The sequence below is a fragment of the Mycobacterium sp. 48b genome, assembly GCF_048282725.1.
GTDB lineage: Bacteria > Actinomycetota > Actinomycetes > Mycobacteriales > Mycobacteriaceae > Mycobacterium.
In genome coordinates, this window is record NZ_JBLVUL010000001.1 from 1,847,959 (window position 1) to 1,869,039 (window position 21,081).

The 21,081-nt window shown below is 64.3% G+C and carries 18 protein-coding genes and 6 pseudogenes; 15 read left to right on the forward strand and 9 right to left on the reverse strand.

Annotated features, from left to right (window positions below):
* Positions 1-112 precede the first annotated feature (112 nt).
* The 3 genes from ACNQR1_RS08695 to ACNQR1_RS08705 all read right to left on the reverse strand — a co-directional run bounded on the left by ACNQR1_RS08695 (position 113) and on the right by ACNQR1_RS08705 (position 3,256).
* Positions 113-604, reverse strand: coding sequence for an SRPBCC family protein (locus ACNQR1_RS08695; RefSeq protein WP_095785405.1), 492 nt, complete (start codon positions 602-604; stop codon positions 113-115).
* Positions 605-685: 81 nt separating this feature from the next.
* Complete coding sequence (locus ACNQR1_RS08700; protein WP_095785406.1) at positions 686-1,852, reverse strand: acyl-CoA dehydrogenase family protein; 1,167 nt, start codon at positions 1,850-1,852, stop codon at positions 686-688.
* Between the two features lie 81 nt (positions 1,853-1,933).
* Positions 1,934-3,256: a PucR family transcriptional regulator gene (locus tag ACNQR1_RS08705; protein ID WP_409546043.1), complete on the reverse strand. Its 1,323-nt coding sequence runs from the start codon at positions 3,254-3,256 to the stop codon at positions 1,934-1,936.
* Between the two features lie 6 nt (positions 3,257-3,262).
* On the opposite strand from ACNQR1_RS08705, the gene ACNQR1_RS08710 reads away from it, so the two are divergent.
* From ACNQR1_RS08710 to ACNQR1_RS08740, 7 genes are all read left to right on the forward strand, one after another.
* Entirely contained in the window at positions 3,263-3,457 is a 195-nt protein-coding gene (locus ACNQR1_RS08710; RefSeq protein ID WP_409546042.1) for a hypothetical protein, read from the forward strand.
* A gap of 60 nt (positions 3,458-3,517) precedes the next feature.
* Entirely contained in the window at positions 3,518-3,931 is a 414-nt protein-coding gene (locus ACNQR1_RS08715) for a hypothetical protein (RefSeq protein WP_180844024.1), read from the forward strand.
* A 22-nt stretch (positions 3,932-3,953) separates the two neighbouring features.
* Complete coding sequence (locus ACNQR1_RS08720) at positions 3,954-5,507, forward strand: aromatic/alkene/methane monooxygenase hydroxylase/oxygenase subunit alpha (RefSeq protein ID WP_064914592.1); 1,554 nt, start codon at positions 3,954-3,956, stop codon at positions 5,505-5,507.
* On the forward strand, positions 5,504-6,559 hold the full coding sequence (locus ACNQR1_RS08725; RefSeq protein ID WP_064914593.1) for an aromatic/alkene monooxygenase hydroxylase subunit beta: 1,056 nt from the start codon (positions 5,504-5,506) through the stop codon (positions 6,557-6,559). The genes ACNQR1_RS08720 and ACNQR1_RS08725 overlap by 4 nt, the downstream gene beginning before the upstream one ends.
* Positions 6,556-6,888, forward strand: a complete 333-nt coding sequence (locus tag ACNQR1_RS08730) for an MmoB/DmpM family protein (RefSeq protein WP_064914594.1) — start codon at positions 6,556-6,558, stop codon at positions 6,886-6,888. Before ACNQR1_RS08725 ends, ACNQR1_RS08730 begins: the two co-directional genes overlap by 4 nt.
* A 16-nt stretch (positions 6,889-6,904) precedes the next feature.
* Positions 6,905-8,011 carry a 2Fe-2S iron-sulfur cluster-binding protein gene (locus ACNQR1_RS08735; protein WP_131811454.1) on the forward strand — a complete coding sequence of 369 codons (1,107 nt, stop codon included), beginning with the start codon at positions 6,905-6,907 and terminating at the stop codon, positions 8,009-8,011.
* Positions 8,012-8,262: 251 nt separating this feature from the next.
* Positions 8,263-8,517, forward strand: a complete 255-nt coding sequence (locus ACNQR1_RS08740; RefSeq protein WP_179299264.1) for a hypothetical protein — start codon at positions 8,263-8,265, stop codon at positions 8,515-8,517.
* Between the two features lie 7 nt (positions 8,518-8,524).
* Here the strand turns inward: ACNQR1_RS08740 and ACNQR1_RS08745 are convergent.
* Positions 8,525-9,836: pseudogene (locus tag ACNQR1_RS08745) on the reverse strand (amylo-alpha-1,6-glucosidase); the annotation flags it as partial.
* A gap of 194 nt (positions 9,837-10,030) precedes the next feature.
* A pseudogene (locus tag ACNQR1_RS08750) lies at positions 10,031-10,354 on the reverse strand (Hsp20/alpha crystallin family protein); the annotation flags it as partial.
* 63 nt (positions 10,355-10,417) lie between these two features.
* On the opposite strand from ACNQR1_RS08750, the gene ACNQR1_RS08755 reads away from it, so the two are divergent.
* Positions 10,418-10,570, forward strand: a complete 153-nt coding sequence (locus tag ACNQR1_RS08755; protein WP_232530508.1) for a hypothetical protein — start codon at positions 10,418-10,420, stop codon at positions 10,568-10,570.
* A 150-nt stretch (positions 10,571-10,720) separates the two neighbouring features.
* Here ACNQR1_RS08755 and ACNQR1_RS08760 read toward each other — a convergent pair.
* Positions 10,721-10,983, reverse strand: a pseudogene (locus ACNQR1_RS08760) (phosphoribosyltransferase); the annotation flags it as partial.
* Between the two features lie 650 nt (positions 10,984-11,633).
* Here ACNQR1_RS08760 and ACNQR1_RS08765 point away from each other — a divergent pair.
* From ACNQR1_RS08765 to mraY, 4 genes and pseudogenes are all read left to right on the forward strand, one after another.
* The gene (locus ACNQR1_RS08765; protein ID WP_099250709.1) at positions 11,634-11,861 is read left to right on the forward strand and encodes a hypothetical protein; all 228 of its coding nucleotides are present in this window, start codon (positions 11,634-11,636) and stop codon (positions 11,859-11,861) included.
* Between the two features lie 649 nt (positions 11,862-12,510).
* Positions 12,511-12,687, forward strand: a pseudogene (locus tag ACNQR1_RS08770) (IS1380 family transposase); the annotation flags it as partial.
* Positions 12,688-12,803: 116 nt separating this feature from the next.
* Positions 12,804-14,207, forward strand: a complete 1,404-nt coding sequence (locus ACNQR1_RS08775; protein ID WP_065204061.1) for an IS1380 family transposase — start codon at positions 12,804-12,806, stop codon at positions 14,205-14,207.
* 342 nt (positions 14,208-14,549) lie between these two features.
* Positions 14,550-15,628 (forward strand): annotated as a pseudogene (gene mraY / locus ACNQR1_RS08780) (phospho-N-acetylmuramoyl-pentapeptide-transferase).
* Positions 15,629-15,725: 97 nt separating this feature from the next.
* On the opposite strand, the gene ACNQR1_RS08785 reads toward mraY, so the two are convergent.
* Positions 15,726-16,217, reverse strand: coding sequence for a class I SAM-dependent methyltransferase (locus ACNQR1_RS08785; protein WP_418045416.1), 492 nt, complete (start codon positions 16,215-16,217; stop codon positions 15,726-15,728).
* A 363-nt stretch (positions 16,218-16,580) separates the two neighbouring features.
* On the opposite strand from ACNQR1_RS08785, the gene ACNQR1_RS08790 reads away from it, so the two are divergent.
* Positions 16,581-17,228: a MerR family transcriptional regulator gene (locus ACNQR1_RS08790; RefSeq protein ID WP_418045417.1), complete on the forward strand. Its 648-nt coding sequence runs from the start codon at positions 16,581-16,583 to the stop codon at positions 17,226-17,228.
* 101 nt (positions 17,229-17,329) lie between these two features.
* On the opposite strand, the gene ACNQR1_RS08795 is transcribed toward ACNQR1_RS08790, so the two are convergent.
* Complete coding sequence (locus tag ACNQR1_RS08795; RefSeq protein ID WP_418045418.1) at positions 17,330-18,202, reverse strand: phthiotriol/phenolphthiotriol dimycocerosates methyltransferase; 873 nt, start codon at positions 18,200-18,202, stop codon at positions 17,330-17,332.
* A gap of 287 nt (positions 18,203-18,489) precedes the next feature.
* Between ACNQR1_RS08795 and ACNQR1_RS08800 the strand changes: the two are divergent.
* Both ACNQR1_RS08800 and ACNQR1_RS08805 read left to right on the forward strand, forming a co-directional pair.
* Positions 18,490-19,206: pseudogene (locus tag ACNQR1_RS08800) on the forward strand (NtaA/DmoA family FMN-dependent monooxygenase); the annotation flags it as partial.
* The gene (locus ACNQR1_RS08805; RefSeq protein ID WP_418045419.1) at positions 19,119-19,847 is read left to right on the forward strand and encodes an LLM class flavin-dependent oxidoreductase; all 729 of its coding nucleotides are present in this window, start codon (positions 19,119-19,121) and stop codon (positions 19,845-19,847) included. The pseudogene ACNQR1_RS08800 and the gene ACNQR1_RS08805, both read left to right, overlap by 88 nt.
* Here ACNQR1_RS08805 and ACNQR1_RS08810 read toward each other — a convergent pair.
* Positions 19,786-21,072 carry a hypothetical protein gene (locus ACNQR1_RS08810; RefSeq protein WP_418045420.1) on the reverse strand — a complete coding sequence of 429 codons (1,287 nt, stop codon included), beginning with the start codon at positions 21,070-21,072 and terminating at the stop codon, positions 19,786-19,788. The genes ACNQR1_RS08805 and ACNQR1_RS08810 overlap by 62 nt on opposite strands.
* Positions 21,073-21,081: the final 9 nt, after the last annotated feature.

The following is a 21,081-nucleotide window of genomic DNA, read 5'->3' on the forward strand; positions in this document are numbered from 1 at the left end:
AGAACATATCCCGCTGATTTCACCTACCGACAAGATATCCCGCTGATTTCACCTACCGACAAGTTTCTGATCGTGGCTGGCGATACCGATGGCGGGCGGTCCGGCAGTTAAGTCAACCCAGCGGCTTGGGCGCGGCTTGGGGTATCGCCTCCACAAAACCCAGCTGGGCACCCGATGCCGCCAACCGAACCAACCAGTGCGACCATAGCCAGTCCCGCCGCCGTAGCAGGTCATCATCGGAGCCGAAGCCCGATTCGCGCACGGAGAGCCTACTGTCGTTTGGCCCGTCGGCATGGACATCGATGGTGCTGACTAGCGGCCGCCCCCAATCCGCGGCCTGCCAACGCACCACCAGCCGCTCCGGCTCGAGCACTTTGAGGAACTCGCCGACGACCTCCGGCCACCCGGACATCCTCACCCGGATCTCGCCGTCGACGGTCGGGTCGATGGTCACTTCAGCACCCATCCAGTGTGACGCCGCGTCTTCGGACACCAACAGCTCGTACAGCTTGGCTGCGGGCACGGCGTAGCGCAGCGATTTATCCAACACCGCCTCGGTTCCGCCGGCCTCCGAATCCGGTGGCGGGCTCGTGTTTGCAGTCAATGTCGTTACTCCGTTCGCTTAGCCGGCGCGTGGCCGATGCGGTGGTCTTCCGCCCCCAGCGGGTTGCCGATAGTCAGCCGCTCAATATGACCTCGGCAGCCCAAGTACGTGCTCGGCGATGTAGTTGAGCACCATCTCCTGGGAAACCGGCGCGATCTTCATCAGCCGCGCCTCGCGGAAGTACCGCTCCACGTGGTACTCGCTGGCAAAGCCGAACCCGCCGTGGGTCTGGACGGCGTGGTCGGCGGCGAAGAACCCGGCGTCGGCGGCCAGGAATTTGGCGCTGTTGGCCTCGCGGGCACACGGCTGGCCGTGGTCGTACAACCAGGCCGCCCTGTTGGCCACCTGCTCGGCTGCATCCAGTCGCATGGTGGCTTCCGCCAACGGGAATGCGATGCCCTGGTTCTTGCCGATCGGACGATCGAACACCACCCGCTGGTTGGCGTAGTCCACAGCGCGTCGGATCGACGCTCGGCCGATTCCGATCGCCTCGTGCGCAATCAGGATGCGCTCCGGATTCAGTCCGTCGAGCAGGTAATGAAACCCCGTGCCTTCGTCGCCGATTCGGTGATCGGCGGGGATGCGCAGGTTGTCGATGAACAGCGCGTTGGAATTCACGGCGTTGCGGCCCATCTTCGGGATCTCTCGGATCTCCACGGCCGACCGGTCGAGCGGTGCCAGAAACAGTGTCATCCCGTCGACCGGGCGGGCGCACTCCTCGCGGGGCGTCGTGCGGGTGAGGAGCAGCAGGTAGTCAGCCTGCTGGGCCTTGGTGATCCACACCTTCCGGCCGTTGACGACGTAGTGGTCGCCGTCGCGACGAGCCCGGGTCGTGATCCGACTGGTGTCTGTGCCCGCGTCGGGCTCGGTGACCGCGAAAGACACGTGCAGCTCACCGGAGACAACCTTGGGCAGCAGCTGCTTGCGCAGCTGTGGGGAGCCGTGCTTGACCACGGGGTTCATCCCGAAGATCGTCAGGTGGATGGCGCTGCACCCGTTCATCGCGGCACCTGACTGCGCAATCTCCTGAAGTAACAGCGACGCTTCGGTGATGCCCTGCCCGGCGCCGCCGTACTCTTCAGGAATCGCGATGCCGAGCCAGCCGCCCGCGGCCAGCGACCGGTAGAACTCGTCCGGGAAGCGGTGGTCCCGGTCGCAGGCGGCCCAGTAATCGTCATCGAATCGTGCGGTCACCTGGCGCACGCCCTTGCGCAGGGCTTCATGGTCCGGGTTCGGGGCGAAGTCCATCTCTACCTCCACAGCCGATAGCCGGCCCAGCAGGCCCCGTTCAGGGCAATGATTATACAACTTACCTGACGGGGAGTGCGACTAGCCTGACTCGTCGCGCGATGCGTCATCCCAGAGGCCTGACTCCGCGAGTGAGCGTCGACCGGCGCGCAGCCGCATCGCAAGCTGGAGGCGGAAGCGCTGTTCGGGGTCGGTCAGGTCGACATCGATGACCTCGGCAATCCGGTCCAACCGATAGCGAAGCGTATTCGCGTGCACGACCAGCTCGTGGGCCGCCCGGCGGAGGTTTCCACCGGTGTTCAGGTAACTGGCCAGGGTCTGCCGGCCGTCGAAGCGCAGCGTCGTCGCTGCCTGCTCTAGTCGTCGGATCGGCTCCTCGAACTCGGGGTCGCCCGCTTCGGCGCCGGGGAGCAGTAAACGGTGTACGCCGATCGCGGCGAAGTCCAGGAACCGTTGGCGGGTGCTTACCGCCAGCTGGCAAGTATAGACCGCCTGCCTCGCCGAGGATGCCAGCTCCATGGGGTCGCGCACAGTTGATCCAAGCCCCACAGCCACCGCGCGTGGCCGCAGCGCGCGCACCAGCCGGTCCACGGAGCTGTCGTTGGCTTGGACCAACGCGATCACCAGGCCCATGTGTTCGCCGTGCGGGAGGCCCAACGAATCGAGCATTCGGCGCAGCGCGCCGTGCGAATCGCCATGATCGTCGGATGGTGCGTTCGCTGCCGGCACCGTATCGGCTGTTCTGATCTCGTCCAGAGCGGCCACTCGCGCGCCGAGTGACCCCACGAGGTGCTCGACCGCCAATTTGGCCGAATGCCGACTGAAGGCGCCCTTTGCCAGCAGGCTCACCATCTGACGGCGGGTCTCCGAGCTCAGTCTCGGCCATGAGGCGCGGTGCGCGATTTCGGCGGCGGCCACCGGAGCAATGTGTCGGAGCCATTCGACAGCCGAATCCGTGTTCCTGCCACGTGCCGTCGTCGAAAGGTAGCCGAGCGGTTTCTTGGAGCCGAGCCGCGCGACGATCCGGTATCCGGCTGCAGGCGTCCCCAGCCGAACCAGTTCGGGTACGCCCGGTTTTAGTTGCTCGGCCAGTCGCCGCAGCCGGCCAGGGGTGATCAACTCGGAAAGCGAGGAGGGGGGCCGGTCAGGTGGGTGCCAGATGACCGGAACGAAATCGGCGTCCTCTAACAGGATTTCGTCAGCGGCGTGTGACGATGCGGCAGCCAGCATCTCGACGAGAAGGCCGTCGGATGTGGCGAGCGCCCCACACACCGCGGCGCAATTCGCAGCCCCAGAAGCCTTGACGCCGGGGCTTGAAGCTGCCTGCGAGGAAAGCGCGCGCAGCCGGCGGGCGACCAGACGCTCGACGGCGCCGCCGCTCAAGGTGGAGATCGCGGGGGACATCGCGAGATGGTGTACCTGGGCGGGGCTGTCGAGCTGGTCGAGCAGGTGGTCCAGCAGCAGGAGGCGGCCCTCCGGCGACCGAACATTGACCTCATCCCCGTCGGCCCACAGGACGGTGTGCCGCAGCAGTGCGGGAAGCCCGGCGCCAGCGGCGTGGGAGTCCGCGAACAGGCAGGTAAACGTGGCGGAGTCCGGCAATAGGTAAGCGACCCGCGAACAGTCGTCCGGGTCTGCGGCGGGTACGCCGTCGGACGCCTGCGAATGAACCACCAACACGTGCGGTGGGCCGGTCCCGCGGTCAGCGATCCGAACGGCGGCGGCACTGAGTCCGGCCTGGCCAGCTCCTCGATGCAGGAATTCGACCGACCCGCCGCCCAGTGCGTCCGCGCGATCTCTTTCCTGCAGTTCGAGCTCGATCTGTGCTTGCTCGATCGCTCCGCTGTGCAGAACCAAGACCGGACGCCCGACGGAGGCCTCGATCAGGTCGGCGGCCCGAAAGGCAAGCCGATCCGCCCGCTCGAGAACCGCGCGATGACCGGGCTGCGACTCAGTTTTCATGCAGATGCACCAATCCAGACGGAATCATTGTACGTTCCGCCGATGCGCCCGCGAAGTCTCGTGCTTAGTGTGATTCCTATCACCAAGGAAGATTGGGATGATCATCCTCACCAATGAGGGGCAATGAAGGAGAGTATCGATGCGTAACTTGATCAAGGCGCATGAGCGGGTCAAGGACTTCGACTGGGAGCATTCGTACGCCGAGAAGCCCGACCGCTATCCGACCAAATACGTCATTCCCCGCAAGACCAAGGATCCCTTCCGCCATCTCATCCGCGATTACGTCTCGATGGAGCAGGAGAAAGACGACCGCCAGTACGGTGCCATGGAAGACGCCCTGGCCAGGTCCAACTCTGCAGGCAAGGCACAGCCGCGCTGGATGGAGATCTTGAAGATCGCGCTGCCGGTCGTGAACTTCGGTGAGTACGCGGCGATGAAGTGCTGCGGCCAGCTGGTCGATACCGTGGAGAATGCCGAGCTGCGGCAGGGATACATGGCGCAGATGATCGACGAAGTCCGGCACACCAACCAGGAGCTGTACCTCAACCGGTACTTCGCGAAGCACGCGGCCGACCCGGAGGGCTTCCACATCGGGATGAAGGCGCGTGCGAATAACCTGTTCGGAGTGGCCGGGCGGGCGGCCCTGGAGACCTTCTTTGTTGGTGACCCGATCGAGGGCGCGCTCAATCTGCAGGTGGTTGCCGAAACCGCGTACACCAATCCGATCTTCGTCACGCTCACCGAGGTCGCCGCGGCCAACGGAGACAACGTCACTCCAAGTGTGTTCCTAAGTGTCCAGTCCGACGAGGCACGGCACATGGCCAACGGCTACTCGACGCTGGCCGCGGTAGTTTCCAACGAGGACAATCTCAAGCACCTGCAAACCGACTTCGACCGCGCGTTCTGGCGCCAGCACTCCTTCCTGGACCCCTTCCTGGGAGCCGTGTACGACTACTTCCAGAAGGACCGCGGGCACTCCTACCTGGAGAAGTGGACCGAGTGGATCGAGGAGGACTGGGTCGGCTCATACATCTCCAAGATGGAGCCCTACGGCCTGACCGTGCCCGAATGCTTCCACGTCGCGAAGGAACAGATGCGCTGGAAGCACCACACCGCCGCGATGCTGGCCGCCGCGTCTTGGCCGCTGCATTTCTGGCGCTGGGATCCGCTAACGGAGTCCGACTTCGAATGGTTCGAGAACAAATACCCGGGCTGGTATGAGCACTACGGTCCCTTCTGGGAGAACTTCCGCCAAATCACCAAGGCCGAGGACGGTGTGAACCCGATGGCGGCGTTTGAGGCGCTGCCGCCACTGTGCCAGGTCTGTCAGATGCCATGCATCTTCCCGCGGCTGGACTGCAGCGAGGTGCGGTTCGGTGAATACGGTGGCCGCACGGTGCCGTTCTGCGGGCCGATGTGCGAGAAGCTGTTCTTTCAGGAGCCCATCCGCTACGCGCAGAGCCGAAACTTCTGGCAGCACCACGACGGGATGGGGCTGGCGGACTTCATCGTGCAAAACGGCTTCTTGCGCTCCGACGGCACGACCCTGATCGCGCAGCCCTCGCTGGACACCGAACGCATGTGGACCATCGACGACGTCCGCGCCTGGGGTATGGAGATCAGAGACCCGATGCCGGCGATCACTGCGCAACTCGCCGCTGCCGGCGCTTCCGGGAACGGGGCGGGCGCATGACCGCGATGTTTCCCGGCGCCGTCGAGTGTGCGGGCAAGCCGACCCGTGACTTCACCTACATCCCGTCCCGCCGCCGTAGGCTGTCCGAGTACGAGGCGGTCACCTGCTGCGCCCAGCCCGACGTGGACGGGTTCGACCAGCAGGGCTGGCTCCTACGCGACGTCAACGGGCGAACGCCCTGGATCCGGGAATCGACCGCGCTGGTCCACCCGAACTGGTTCCTGTTCCGCGACCCCGCGTCGCACTGGCAGCGCACCTACGTACGCATGCAGGCCGAACAGGAGCGCGCGATCGCGCGTTCGGCAGAAGACGCGGCGGCCAACGGGGTGTTCAACGAGTTTGATCCGGTGTGGACCCGGGAGATCCTTGGCCGGCACTACCGGGCCTGGGCGTACGCGGAGTACGGGTTGTTCCGGGCGTTCGCCGTGGCACAGCGCGAGGCGCTGTCGGACACGCTCGGCAATGTTTTCTGCTTCGAGGCGTTCGACCGGATGCGGCACGCACAGGACATTGTGCTGCATCTGCTCGAGCTTGAAGACCACGTCGACGGCTTCGCCGACGACGGCGCGAAGGCGGTGTGGCTGGAGGACCAGCGGTATCAACCGACTCGTCGGCTGGTCGAGGAGCTCCTGGCGGGCAACGACTGGGCGGAGCTGGCCGTGGTGACAAACCTGGTGTTCGACCCGATCCTCACCGAGCTGGCGGTCAGCCAACTGGTGCGCCGGTTCGGCCCCTTCCACGGCGACCCGGTGACACCCCACCTAGTGGGCACCACCGACCGGGACCGGCGCCGCAACCTCGCCTGGACTCAGGAGTTCGTCCGCATGGTCACCGACCCGACGGTGCCGGAATGTCAGAAGAATGCGGCGACCATGAGCGCCTGGCTGGATTCCTGGACGCCCAAGGTTCTCGAGGCCGCGAAGGCGATGGCCGACGTCTACGACGTGCCGCCGCTGCAGGTCGCACGGTTCGACGAGGTGTTCGCGGTCGCCCGGCAGAACCAGGAGGAGCTGGTCGCGGGACTGGATCTGAAAGTGGGGACAGCCGCATGAGCACACCGGCCATATCCGCAGACAGCAAGGTGGCGATGGTGCTGATGAAGAGCGAGGAGGCCGACGCCACCATCGACGTGCTGCAGGTTGACCAGCCCGATGTCAAGATCGTCGATCGGGGGCCCTACTGGTACCTGGAACACCCTAGTGAGATCCGCGTCGACATGGCCCGCGTGTCGCAGGAGATGGGCGGCAAGGACATCACCATCGGCCAATGGCTGGTAGTGATGACCACTTTCGTCGGCCGGGCAGAGACAGACGACAACAGCTTCCGGGTCACCTCCGAGATGCTGGAACTCAACGACCCCGTGCCTGCTGCGGCGAGCTGACCACGAGGTGGTGGCGGTGTACTCGGCCCGGGTCGAACCCGGTGGCACAGAGTTCTCGATAAAGCCCGGTGAGCCGGTTCTGGACGCCGCACTGCGCAGCGGGGTCTCGCTGAAGTACGGATGTCGGCACGGGAATTGTTCGAGCTGTAAATACCTGGTGACGGACGGTGAGGTGGACTACGGCAACGCCTCGCCGTACTCGCTGTCCAACGCGGAGCGAGATGAGGGCTGGGTGTTGCTGTGCTGCGCTACTGCTCTCGACGACCTAGAGATCCAGGACGACCGTGTATTCGACCAGCGGCAACGGTCGCTGATCACGCCGGGGGAGTTCGACGGGCAAGTGAGCGGGATCGACAAATTGACACCGTCGCTGCGTCGGCTGCGGATCCACACCGAGCAGCCGGTCGCCTTTTATGCGGGCCAGTTCATGGAGATCGCGGTGCCGGGCGCAGTGGGTCAGTGGCGGTCCTACTCCCTGGCGTGCGCCCCCGTTGCTATGGAGGAGCTCGAGTTCGTCATCAAGGTAATCGACGGTGGCGCGTTCTCGGGCCAGCTCGACGTGCTCAAGGTGGGCACTCGACTGCGGGTTCGGGGTCCATTCGGTGGCGGTTACCTGCGGGAGGGAGACCGCCCCGTTCTGCTGGTGGCAACCGGCTCCGGCATCTCGCCGATCCTGTCAATCCTGGAGCACGCGGCCCTGTGCGGGGACGAACGCAAGTTCACTTTCTTCTATGGGGCTCGGGTAGGCGCCGAGCTTCCATGCGAGGACCGCATGGGTGAGCTTTGCGGGTTGCTCGACCTGACGTATTGCCCGGTACTGTCGAAACCCTCGCCGGAATGTGGCTGGCCCGGTGAACCCTCACGAGTAACCACCGGAGTCCAGCGTCGGATCGGTGACGGCGCCCCATATGACGCCTACGTCTGCGGCAAGCCCGAGATGTGCGACGCCGTCATCGCATTGCTCGAAGCAAAAGGCACTCCGGAAGAGACAATCTTCAGTGACAAGTTCTTTCCCGCAGTGGAAGACGATCCGCCGACACCTCCCTCGGGCCGCGCGAAAGTCGCACCCAAGTGTGCCACGAGTTGGTCCGGGTCGACGCCAGGGCCGGCAAGACCGAGGTAGCCGTCGAGACGGACCACGTACGCCGAAGGACCGGCCGGCCCGCTTGTGACTGCCAGTTCGCGAAGAAGACGAGGAGGTGGGGGTCGAGGCGCCCGCGGTCGTAGTAGTCGCGCTTGTAGTGCGAGAAGCCGCGTTCGGCGCTGTCGAGGTAGCGCGTATCGCCGGTCAGGCGGTGGGCTTCGAGAAGCGAGCATGGCCTCGGCGGGATAGAGTTCCTCGCCACTGTCCGGCGCATCGTCGAAGAAGACCTTGTGCGACCCGTCCTGTCTCTGCTGCCCGACGATGCCGTCGGCGAGCCGTGTGAGCCGCTCAACTTCGTCGGGAAGCTCCGAACGCGCCAGGGCAAGGACCAGGAAGGCGCTGTAGGCAGTGGACGACGCCGCTTTTTCCGGCGCCACCGTCGCGTAGCCGTCGCGCCCAATGAACAGCTGGCCGAAGTGCGCGAGCGAGCGCCGGATCAGGCCCGCCAGGTCGCCGCGTTCCAGAAATGCGCTCAGGACCTCTAAGGTGAAACACCGGCCGGCTGAACCGCGATCGGGGGAAGCCGCAGAACAACTCGGGCAATCGCCCATCGAAGGCGTCTGCCCCATCGAGCAGACCGTTCGCTAGCCGCTCGGCGAGTGCCACGGCGCCCGGCACGTGGCGGCATCGCATCAGGCCGGCCACCGCGATGGCGGTGTCGTGCGGCCACGCCGATCCGTCGTGGTAGCTCGTCGGGTTGTAGGCGCCCATCGTCGTCGCTAGCGTGCTCTACCCGACCCCGGAATCCATCTCCTCATGCGATAGCCCGCTCAACGATGTCGGCCGCGTGCTCGTCGGTGGCGATCCCGGTCCACAAGCAGTGGGCGACGTTGCTGGACAGCGCGTCGACGCGACGTTTGCTGCCATCCAAAGCGATGGCGTACCAACCCTTTCGGGAAGCCAAAACGCTTTTAAAAACTTCCCGCGCAGGGTGTCGGCCCGATCCCGCAGGCGGGTGGCCGCCGCCGGATCGCCGAACGCCTCGGCCAGCTCGGCACGCCCGAGCAGCGCGGCACACAGATAGCCCTGCACGTCGCACAGCGCGATGGTCGGCTCGGCCAAGCGCCCCTCGGCGTCGTTGATCGCGTCGAAGCTGTCCTTCCAGCCCTGATGGATCGGACCGCAGGTGGTGGCCCTCTGGTATTCGATGAAGCAATCGCCGTCGCGGTCGCCGTACTCGTCGGCCCAGGCCAGTGCGGCGTCGGCCGCGGGAAGCAACGACCGCGCCGAACCCCCGTCGGCTCCCCACCGCCAGGACTCGGCCAACAGCATCACAGAGAGCGGGGTGGCGTCGACCGAGCCGTAGCAGGCGACGCCACCGAGGGAGTCACCGCTGCCCGAACCGCGGCGCAGCTCGTGCAAGATCCGACCGGGTTGCTCCTCGGTCATGGGATCGATGGGCCGGCCCTGCAGCCGGGCGAGCCGCTGCAGCGTGCCGATCGACAGGCCAACATCAAGCGGCAGCGCCATCCACGCGGTCAGCAGGCTGTCGCGGCCGAACAACGTCATAAACCAGGGCGCCCCGGCCGCGACGAACGGCCCGGCGCCGGCGTTTTCGTCGCGGATCAGCAACGCCCCCAGATCGCTCTCGGTTCGGCGCAACACCTGGGCGAGCACCGGATCACCGGCTGTCACGTCTGTTGCGGTGTCACGCCACGCTTCGAGTCTGCGGGTAGACCCGGCGGTTTCGACGATCTCAGGTCTGCCAGCGCTGATGCGGTGGCAGCACGATCTGCCACGACAGCACTCCCGGTATCACGGTGGGGTCCCCAGACGCGATCACGGACAATCCGCGTGCGGGATCCCCTAGGACGCCGAGCACAAGTTCAGTGCCGGCTGATGTCAGCCAAGCTAGTCGACGCAATCTCTGCTCGAATCGAATCACGTTGGGCTGCAACAGAAATTCACTATTTCAAAGGCCCACAACTCCGGATGCGATGGCGCATCACCGCCGAGGCCGGTCCCAGGCATCGCTCAGGGAACGGCGGGTTGGTCGGATCAGCTGGCCGCCTGCACCGTGACGTGCTTGTCAGCCGGCGCCGCCAGTGCAGGTACGGCCACCGAGACCGTCAGGATGCCCTTGTCGTAGGTGGCTTTGATGTCTTCTTCATTGGCGCCTGCCGGCAACATCACCGAGCGGACGAATGAGCCATAACGGAACTCCGACCGGCCCTTGGCTTCCTCGTTTTCGGTCCGTTCAGCCTTGATTGTCGGGCGGCCGTCACGCACCGTGATGTCGACGTCTTTGCCTGGATCGATGCCAGGGATTTCAGCGCGCGCCACGTAGCGGCCATCTTCCATCTCATCCTCAAGCCGCATCAGCAGCAGGCTGTCGGTCCAAGAGGTAGATAACCTCCTCGAGCACGGCGACTCACCGAGGGTGAAGTGCCGGTCGACATCGACCTGCACGATCTGGACGGCGGCGTCGAGGTCACGTTCGCGATGGTCGACGCGACCACGCTGCCCCAGGTCGGCGCGGTGCCAAAGACTGTGTCCCTGAACGCGATTCGAATGTCACAGGGTCGGGACGGCTGGTGAAGCCTGGTGACGCTGGATGTGTGAGTGAGGCCAAGCGCATCAAGATTATCGAGGAAGCCCCGTACCGATTCCGGATCGAGCAAGAAGGCGCGATGCGCTTGCCCGAGCTGTCCGAATTATTCACCGAGCTCCCGGCGTAGGCTGATCTTCCGTTGCTCGGCCCGCCCGGTTCAAAACGTCGGCGACATATCGGTTGCGCGGGCGGTGGCGGCTGCTTCCGCAGCCGTGCGCGAACACCACGATGCCCGTTGGATGTTGGGGATGGTCAGGTGTCCGGCCACCGTCACCGGGTCAGCGGCGGTGCTCACAGCGGATTCCACAAAACGGTCGCGGGCGCGGTCGAGCATCGCGAGCGCCTCGTCGTCAGAGGTTCTGCGGAACCGGCGGTAGCCCTGCCCGACAGTGGCGTAGACATAAAAGGTGGGGGTTATGGGGAGAACTCCGGGGGTGGCCGAACGGACTGATCGTTGTCGGCCAGAAACTGGGCGGCACCCTGCTCGCGGCGACCAAGTACACGTGAACATCCGGATAGCGCTGCATCCAGGCGCCGAGAGTCTCTTCGGGCTGCCGTTCGTGATCGATCGCACCGCCGGACCGGCCTTGCGACCTCTGGCCAAGGCGGGTCCCCGGCGGCCCGATGGCCTTGCGGCCGAGGGCTTCGTCGAGCGCCCATGCGGCCGCCCGAAGTGCCGCACGTGAGCCGCCGACAACAACCGGCGTCGATGCCTGTTGGCGCCCACTCATCGTGTCCTCCCCGGCCCGAAGCAACGTGCGGTGTCAAGACAGATCAAGACGGTAGGTAGCGGTGGCCACCATTGGACTGAGCCCCTTCGCCCCTGCCTGTGGTCCTTTGACCCCAGGGTCGCCGGTCCAACAGTGAGCGGTGACCGATGACCACTGCCATTGGTGCATAGGCCGTCCGACCCTAGAGGCACCAGCCCGCCGCGGTGATGATCAACGGGTCAACATCCAGCAGGTTGGCTCAAGGAGTCGTCATGGACACACACACACTCTGCGCCGACCGCGATGGCGGATTGTGCGGGTTTTGGGCCGTAATCCGTTGGTGCGCACCAGTGATCGCGTCGAGTCAGTGATATTGGTGCTCGCCGTGGTGGTATCGATTCCGGCCGCCCCGGCCGCCGCTGCCATCGGCACCGCGGTGCACGAGTCCATGAGCGACTGCTACACCGAGCATGCCCAGACTCGGCATACCGTCACCGCGACCGTGATCAACGACCGCGCCGCGGACCAGCCACCGTCGACAAGGAAGACGATCACCGTGGATGCGTGATGGTTTGTCGGCGGCCGCGAATACACGCGCGCAGTCACCGCGCGACGGTCAAGACTGGCGACCGAATCGACCTCTGGGTGGACAACGACGGTCCATCAGGTCGACAAGCCCGACACCGATTTCTAATGCCGAAACCGACGCGGTGCTCGCCGCAGTCGGAATCTGGTCGAGCGTGGCTGCCGCAGCGGCCCACCCTGTTCGCCTTCACTCGGTTTGTGCTTGACAGCATCCGCGCCACCGCGTGGCAACACGACATCGATGACCTCGGCGGCCACGGCGGCGGGCGCACAAGCAGCCAATTCTAAAACCAGCGCCTGAAGCCCACACGTTTCAGATCGTGGAGGCGGTCATCACAGATCGGTTCCCATAACGGCGTGGCCCATGATCCCGCACGTCGACGCGTTCCCAAATCCACCGGACCACGTTCTCAACCGTCCTAGCGCACCACCGCAGACCAGGCACCTAATCGTTTTCGTCAGGTCCCCGGGGGCTCGGGACCTATCGAAATAGGTGTTCTACAACCCTAAGCCTTGATCCACCGATGAATGGGCTGGTTGTTGGGGTGTCGGAATGAGGAAAGTGCCCTCTGAGCTGGAAAGATTGGTGTTCTCTACGCAACAATCCGACCAGCACAAGAAAGGCACTTCCAGTGCGAGTGTCCCACACGTTCGGTCCCGACTCCGCGGTGTTCGACGAGGACAACCTCGTGTCGTGCGCCGGGCTGGTCCCGGTGATGGCCCTGGCCGAGCAAGCTGGCCTGACACGGTTGTTGGACAACACAATTCACATCAGGTCGTCTCGGGTCAAGTCCGGGGCGGCTAACCCTCGATCCACCGATGAATCGCCTGTTCGGAGGGTGTTGATGTAAGGAAAGTGCCCTTTGAGCTGGGATGATTGGAGTTACCACACTTCGATCAGCCCACGTTCAGAAAGGCGCTTCCGGTGCAAGTGTCCCATAGGTTCGCCGTGTCGTCGGCGGTCTTCGATGATGCACATCTCGTGTCGTGCGCCGGGCTGGTGCCGGTGATGACCCTGGCCGACCAGACCGGTCTGTCGCAGCTATTGGCCGACAAGATCCGGTTCACCTGTGAGCGGATCCGTTCGGCCGCGGCCCATCCGTCACCGAAGCTGACCACGCTGATCGCCGGGATGTGCGCCGGCGCGGACAGCATTGATGACCTAGACGTTGTGCGCTCGGGTGGGATGAAGACCCTCTTCGGTGGTGTGTACGCCCCGTCGACGATCGGAACCTTATTGCGGGAGTTCACCTTCGGGCATGCCCGCCAGCTCGAATCTGTCCTGCGCGAACACCTGGCCGCGCTGTGCGGGCGTGTCGATCTGTTGCCCGGCGCCGACGGACGGGCGTTCATCGACATCGACTCACTACTACGCCCGGTCTACGGGCACGCCAAGCAGGGCGCCAGCTACGGACACACCAAGATCGCCGGCAGGCAGATCCTGCGCAAAGGCCTCTCACCGTTGATCACCACGATCAGCACCGACCACGGTGCGCCGGTGATCGCCGGGGCGAGGTTGCGGGCGGGCAAGGCCAACTCCGGCAAGGGCGCAGCCCGCATGATCGCTCAAGCGGCCGCTACCGCCCGTGCTGCCGGGGTCACCGGGCAGATCCTGGTGCGTGGCGATTCGGCCTACGGCAATAGCACCGTGGTCACCGCCTGCCACCGAGCAGGTGTCCGGTTCTCGCTGGTGCTGACCAAGACCGCAGCAGTTGCCGCCGCCATTGACGCAATTCCCGAGACCGCGTGGACCCCGGTGAACTATCCCGGTGCTGTGCGTGACCCCGACACCGGCGCCTGGATCTCCGATGCCGAAGTCGCCGAAACCACCTACACAGCCTTCGGTTCCACCAAGACTCCGGTGACCGCCCGGTTGGTCGTGCGCCGGGTCAAAGACGCGCGGTTCCTCGATGCGCTGTTTCCGGTGTGGCGGTACCACCCGTTCTTCACCAATTCCGACGAACCCGTCGACGCCGCTGACATCACTCATCGCCGCCACGCCATCATCGAAACCGTGTTCGCCGACCTCATCGACGGACCTTTGGCGCACATGCCCTCGGGGCGGTTCGGCGCGAACTCGGCCTGGATCCTGTGCGCCGCGATCGCCCACAACCTGCTGCGCGCCGTCGGCGTCCTGGCCGGAGGTGCCCACGCGGTCGCCCGCGGGGCGACACTGCGCCGCAAGATAATCACTATCCCGGCCCGCCTGGCCCGTCCGCAACGCCAACCTATCCTGCACCTACCAGCGCACTGGCCCTGGACAGAGCACTGGCTCACGTTGTGGCGCAACACCATCGGCTACAGCCCACCAGAAATCGCCACCACCTGACCATATGCCGAAAGGCCCGACCGGAGCGCACAGGAACAGCTGGACAGACCAGCAGATACCCCCTGCCCGCGACCAGGACCAGCCCTCAACAGCCCAGCGAGGCACACCTACCCCAATTCATCAGTGGATCGAGGCTAAGGGACGACTCATCGTAGTTGGCGAAGCGCCGATCAGCGGCATCGGGGGCTGTAGCGCGGTGGTGTTGATGGCGGCCCGAAGCCACGAGGAGATTGGCCCTGCGCTCGCGTAACGGCGGATCGGCCATACTGGCCCGGTGGGGGGATTGGGTTTCCATCGGGTGCAGTTGTCGACCGGATCACGCGGTAGCGGCCGGCGTCGCCGTTGAGCCAGATACTGTTCGCCGCGGGCATCGCCGTGGTGGTCGCGCTTCTTTTGACCCCCGTGCTGATCCGAATGTTCACCCGGTTGGGGTTCGGTCAGGAAATCCGCGACGACGCCCCACAGACCCACCAACGCAAACGTGGCACCCCGACAATGGGCGGTCTGGCCATCCTCACCGCGATCTGGGCAAGCTATTTGAGCACCAACCTCATTGGCCTCGCACTCGGGGGAGGCGGCCCGTCAGCATCTGGTCTGCTGGTTCTCGGACTGGCCACCGCACTGGCGCGGTCGGCTTCACAGACGACTTCATCAAGTTGCGGCGCGCACGCAATCTCGGCCTGAACAAGAGAGCCAAGTCTGCTGGGCAATTGGTCGCGGCAGTCCTTTTTGCTGTGCTCGCGCTGCAGTTCCGTAACGCCGACGGTCTCACACCGGCAAGCACCCGACTGTCCTACGTCCGTGAAATCGCCTCGTTTGCGCTACCGGCCGTGGTGTTCGTCCTGTTCTGCATCATCGTGGTCTCGGCGTGGTCGAATGCCGTCAACCTCACCGACGGACTCGACGGGCTCGCCGCGGGGACCATGGCGATGGTGAGTGCCGCCTACGTCCTCATCACCTTCTGGCAGTTCCGAAACGCATGCGCCCTCGCGCAGGAGGACGGTTGCTACCACGTCCGCGACCCTCTCGATCTGGCCCTCGTCGCCGCTGCCACCGCCGGCGCCTGTATCGGATTCCTATGGTGGAATGCCGCACCCGCCAAGATCATCATGGGCGACACGGGTTCGCTCGCATTGGGCGGCATCATTGCCGGCTTATCGGTGGTCAGCCGCACCGAACTCCTGGCCGTCATCCTCGGTGCCCTGTTTGTGGCCGAGGTGACCTCCGTCGTCATCCAAGTCGTAGCGTTCCGCACCACCGGACGACGGGTCTTTCGATTGACTCCGCTACACCACCACTTCGAGCTGATGGACTGGCCGGAAAGCGCACTGACCATACGATTTTGGCTGGTTGGGGCAATTGCCTGCGGCCTCGGAGTCGCGCTCTTCTACAGCGAATGGTTGACGGCTGTCGGAGCCTGAGCGCCGCGCGTGCGCGATGTATCAGCTACGGCGCTCAAGGCAGTCCGGCCGATACGCCGTCTGTTTCCTGAGCGCCGGCCGGCGCGAGTATTCCTCGCTACTGCTTCTCAAACACGGCGTGGTAGGCGAATTGTGGCCCGTATCGGTGGGCCGTGCCGAATCCGGCCTCTTCGGCCAGCTTGTGCAACTGGCGAAACGACACGAAATCGGGGTCGATTGCGACCTCGGCGATCACCAACCGGCCATTGCGGGACAGCACCCGATACAGCTCCGCCATCATTGCCCCGGGTTCGGGAGTCTCGCCGAGGACGCTCGACAAGTAGGCCGCGTCGAAATGGGAGTCGCTGTACGGCAACCGCTCCGAACCGTCGGCTCGGCGAGGCACGATCGTGACGTCTCGGCGATTCGCCCGGGCTGATGTGGCGTTCAGCATCTCTTGCTGCACGTCGAGTACGTGCATCCGGCCGTTGGGGCCTATCCACCGAGCGATCTGTACCGCCTGTTGTCCCAGCCCCGGCCCAATCTCAAGGATCACGTCGCCGTCACGAGGGCGCAGTGCTCGTCGCAGCGGGCCTGCAGGGCGTGGCATTGCCAGTTCCCAGCGGCGCCACGCCGGTATCGGAGCCGGCGACCTCCGACTCCAACTGCGCGCGCTCAGTCCTGCCGCTACAGACGCTCCCGCCAGGAGTAGGCCTACTGCGATGCGACGTCTTGCGAAAGATACTGCGGCGCCAACGAATCCGGCCATTGCTACCAGCTGCGCGGCGTCCTGCTTACGTACCCGGTTCGTGACGGACGAAGCTGTGGTCCCGTCCGATATTTGTTCGGTGCTCACTGGCAACCTCCCCGTGGTCGACGCTCATGAAGCCGTAGCGGATAGTGCCACTATCCATAGCTATTATGGATAGTGGTGGTATCCATCGTCAAGGTGGTCGCATGGATCGGAGGACGAATGCGCATCGCTGAACTCAGTCAGTGCACCGGGGTGCCCATCGCGACGATCAAGTACTACCTGCGCGAAGGGCTGTTGCCATCGGGCACCCACACTCATCCGAATCAGGTCGACTACAGCGCCGATCACGCCAACCGGCTGCGTTTGATCAGAGCGCTCATCGACAACGGCGGCATGTCGGTGAGCGCCACCGCAGATCTGTTGGCAGTCCTGGACACCCCCGGCCAGAGTGCTTGGAAATCGTTGGGCGAGGTTCAACAGGCCCTGGCCAATCGAAGCAAGGGGCGCCCTGACGGGCCTGCGGACGATGCTGCGCGCGGCGTCGTTGATGCAGTACTGGCGCGCCGTGGTTGGGCGGTCGACGATCGCAGCCCCGCGCACCGTGCCCTGGTCGACACCTGCGCCAGACTGCGCGAACTCGGCCACGACGACGTCGTCTCCGCCCTTGACGACTACGCGGCCGCGACCGAAGTGATTGCCGCGATCGACACGAGCCTCGTATCCGCCAAGGGCTCGATGTCCTCGATGACCGAAACGATGATCATCGCAACCACATTGGGTGACGCGATGCTCTCGGCGCTTCGTCAGCTTGCGCAAGAACACGTGTCGCAGCCGATTCTGTCGCAGTTGAAATCGACGGGCATTTGATAGCCGGCGTCGATCTGCACACTGTTCCGCTACAGCGATAACCTGATCACGAGAGCGATTCCAATGCAGGCCAACTGCATTGGCTCAAGCGGCAAGTCCGCTCATTCGGCTGTGGTGAAGTGGTACACCCGAAATTGATCCCAGGATCCGGTGCGCTGATCTGGCGAACCCTCAACTCCGATTTCCGAGGTGCCCCGCTGAAGTCGCGTCGCCACCTCAGTGTGGCCACGGAGGACGATCTGTCGCAGGAATCGTGGTGCGGTGCGCTCGGCGGCGTAGCGGGCCCAGTCCATGTTCATCTCGATGCCCCGGGCGACCTCGGCGCTGATCACCCGCTGCGAAACCAGCTGCAGCGGCGCATTCGCCAAATCTTCTTCCCAGGTGGCGATCCGGTGAGAAGGCCGATGGTCGGCATAGAGGAAATGTCCACCAGGACGCAGAACCCGATTCACCTCAGCGAGAAAGCGCGGGAATCGAGGGTAAAGGCAACCAGACTCGACGTTTATCAAGACGTCAAATGACCCGTCAGCGAAGGGAAGATCCTCGGCATCACCCGCCGTGAAGTCCAAGCCCGGCACATCATGTTTGGTTCGGCAGTAGTCGATCCCGACAGAATTCAGGTCGAGCCCGGTGTAGGAGGCGGGTTTGAAGGTGCGCGTGAGGTACGACGCTCCGCCGCCGTGGCCGCAACCCACTTCCAGTACCCGCTGATCGCCGATATCGCTCTGAGCAGCCGTGATGTGGTAGAGGTTGATGAAATACCGATTTGCTTCGTCTGCCTCCGAGAGTGGCAGATTCAGGGGCGGATCTTCCTCGTATCCGTAGTTGATGAACACCAGATCATCGTCTTTGAGCTTCTTGCTCATGTACGGGAACGTGAACCGCTGAACGCGCACGGGGATCTGCTCGATCCGCTTCCGAATTCCCCAGTCTCGAGACGCTCCCAAATTCAATTTGTTCTTGAGGGTCACCATACCGACGGGAGTGTAGCCACGGAATCGCTTGCGAAGTGGTCTACGTCAGCGTCGAGTTGAACGTAAAGTATTGCTACAAAAGGCTGAATCCAGCGTTGACGCTTACCGTTTTTCGACCCTCGATAGCGCCTGTGACCTGCCCAGAATTGGCGGCTTGCGTGCCCCCTTCCCCTGGATGGCCACGAGGGGGAACCCCAATTCTCTTGCTCCTGACCTAAATTGCGATATGTGGTACCGAGCGCTGCCCGCGGAGGAGGCAGCGGAGACGACACATAGGGGATGGTCGTATGGCCAGGGAAATTCTGTTCAATGCATTCAGCAGCTTCGGCGTCGCGAACTACGCACCGGGATTGTGGCGACATCCAGAAGACCAGTCCGCCAACTGTACTGACATCTCCTACTGGGTTGAGCTCGCCAAAGTCCTTGAGCAAGGCGGCATTGACAGCCTGTTCCTTGCCGACGTGCTGGCAGCGCCAAATCTGGAGGGAAGGGAAGCAGGGCTGCGCAGTGGTGTGGGCGTCCCGGCGGGCGACCCGTTTGCGGCCGTCTCGGCAATGGCTGCGGTAACCGACAATCTCGGCTTCGTGGTGACCGGCAACGTCGGTTACGAGCATCCATTCCTGTTCGCCCGGCGCATGTCCACCCTCGACCACCTCACCAAAGGTCGGATCGGCTGGAACATCGTCACCAGTTCAGCCTTCTTCACCGAGGACAAGGGCGTCGCGGGGGAGGCAGGCAGCGCCGACCGATATCACCATGCCGACGAGTACGCCGAAGTGTGTTACCGGCTGTGGGAGGGGTCCTGGGCCGACGACGCGGTGGTCCGCGACCACGGCTCTGGCGTCCACACCCGCACGGACCGGATTGTCGACATCAGTCACGACGGCCCGCATTACCAGCTCCAATGCCTGCACCAATGCGCCCCGTCACCGCAACGTACGCCCGTGCTGTTCCAGGCGGGCGTCTCCGAACACGGACGCGAGTTCGCCTCCAAGCACGCCGAAGCGATCCTCATCGGCAGTCTCCCGCGCGAAGTCGTGGCCATGCACGTATAGCCAATATTCGGCAGAAGGCGGCGGAGTTCGGGCGCGACCCCCGGAGTGTGAAGTGCTTCGCCGCGGTACTCGTCATCGCCGCCGCCACCGACGAACTCGCCCAGCAGAAGTACCAGGAATACACCCGTTACGCCGACGAGGAGGGTGGCCGGTTCTTCGTATCCACCGTGATGGCGCTGGACCTCACCCAGTTCGACTGGGACATGCCCGTGGAGGAACTGCGCGGCAAGATCGAGCTCCCGATCGAATTCTTCATCCGGCAGAAACCGGACGGTTCGGAGTGGACCATCCGCGATCTGTCGGTCACCGCGTCGATCGGATTGGGTGCCGAGGTCATCATCGGTTCACCGGCCACGGTTGCCGACGAACTCCAGTCCTGGGTTGATGCAACAGATTTGGACGGTTTCAACCTCATCGCTGCGACCACCCCCGGAACGTATACGGATTTCACCGAACACGTCATCCCCGAGTTGCGTAGCCGTGGTGTCTGCAAGCAGGGCTACCCCCTCGGAACCTATCGCAACAGGCTCACCGGTCGTGGAGATCGTCTGCCCGCCGAACACCCCGCGGCGCAGTACCGATTCGGCTGACGCGGGCAGGCAAGTCGGGGTTGTCGTGGGCGACGAGGCCGGCGGCGACCGCTGCGACCGCGGTCAACCAGGACACGCCTTCCCAGTGCCCGAGGACATCGATCACGCCGTGCTGGGCCTGGATCGTGGATACCAGCCCGGCCAGGGACAGGGGAACGAGCGTCAACGTGACGTAGGCGAGGGCGGAGTAGCGCTCGTGGAAACGCAGCGAGATCGCCGCGACGACGGCGGTCAGGATCATGAAGGCCACGATCACGGCGATTCGATTCCCGGGAAATCCGACGAGGTTCACCGACTTCTCCAGCACGTGAAACGGGCCGTCACTCAACATCAAATCGGGCTTCCACCACTGAAAGGCGCCATAGATTCCGAGACTCACCAGGCACGCGATCGCGGCAACCGGGCGCGAGTAACGGCTTCGTTGACCGGCGCCTGGACCGTCGAGCGGTATCGCCGCGGGCAGTAGAACGAACGGAAGGCGAAACTGGGCCAGTACGACAGCGCCAGCCGTGGCGACCCAGCGCTGCACCGGTCGATTCGTGGTGGCGAGGGCTGACACCGCGACAAGGAGCACCCCGAACGTCACGAAGTCATTGCCGTTGGCGAACGACAACCAGAAGCCGGGGGTGATCGCCAGCAGGACAATAAATTTGGCAGCGGTCTCGGAACCTTGGACGAGATGAACCACCACGACGGCACAGGTGAACAGGGCGGCCATGGTGGCGGGGTAGCCGAAGACGAGTGATGGCGCGTGAGCCACCAACCATCCCGGACCGCAGCTCATCGGGTTGTGGCTCCACATCAGATCCCGGTCGTACGGCCACGATCCGTGAAAGAGCTGTCCCGCACCCACCGTGATGCAGTCACCCTGATCTGTGCCGCGACCCTGGCTGTGGAGATGACTCAGCAGACGTGATTGCACGACGAGCGCAGCCAGCCACACCCCCAGGACGATCGGTACCGCCAAGAACCGCGACACCGTGAGGAACCGCCGGTACAACAGCGGTATCAGACAGCTGGCAGCGCAGAGCAGATAGATGACGGCGACCGGGGCGGGGACGATCTCACCGATCAGTGGTGCCTTGCCCAGTACCGCCAGCCCGGTGAGCATCGCTGCGATCACATAGAGTCGGCCCGATATCGAGGCCAGCCACTCCGGCGACCGCAGAGATCTGTCGCAGCGGGAGATCAGTCCCTTTGTGGCATCGACTTTCACAGTGTTCACCCGTGTATC

Bases quoted from the DNA above. Each gene is read 5' to 3' on its own strand.
- ACNQR1_RS08720 (WP_064914592.1), top strand. From the start codon at position 3,954: ATGCGTAACTTGATCAAGGCGCATGAGCGGGTCAAGGACTTCGACTGG.
- ACNQR1_RS08700 (WP_095785406.1), bottom strand. From the start codon at position 1,852: ATGGACTTCGCCCCGAACCCGGACCATGAAGCCCTGCGCAAGGGCGTG.
- ACNQR1_RS08705 (WP_409546043.1), bottom strand. From the start codon at position 3,256: ATGTCCCCCGCGATCTCCACCTTGAGCGGCGGCGCCGTCGAGCGTCTG.
- ACNQR1_RS08715 (WP_180844024.1), top strand. From the start codon at position 3,518: ATGAACCACCAACACGTGCGGTGGGCCGGTCCCGCGGTCAGCGATCCG.
- ACNQR1_RS08710 (WP_409546042.1), top strand. From the start codon at position 3,263: ATGGTGTACCTGGGCGGGGCTGTCGAGCTGGTCGAGCAGGTGGTCCAG.
- ACNQR1_RS08805 (WP_418045419.1), top strand. From the start codon at position 19,119: ATGCGCCCCGTCACCGCAACGTACGCCCGTGCTGTTCCAGGCGGGCGT.
- ACNQR1_RS08785 (WP_418045416.1), bottom strand. From the start codon at position 16,217: ATGCCACGCCCTGCAGGCCCGCTGCGACGAGCACTGCGCCCTCGTGAC.
- ACNQR1_RS08730 (WP_064914594.1), top strand. From the start codon at position 6,556: ATGAGCACACCGGCCATATCCGCAGACAGCAAGGTGGCGATGGTGCTG.
- ACNQR1_RS08790 (WP_418045417.1), top strand. From the start codon at position 16,581: ATGCGCATCGCTGAACTCAGTCAGTGCACCGGGGTGCCCATCGCGACG.
- ACNQR1_RS08795 (WP_418045418.1), bottom strand. From the start codon at position 18,202: ATGGTGACCCTCAAGAACAAATTGAATTTGGGAGCGTCTCGAGACTGG.
- ACNQR1_RS08725 (WP_064914593.1), top strand. From the start codon at position 5,504: ATGACCGCGATGTTTCCCGGCGCCGTCGAGTGTGCGGGCAAGCCGACC.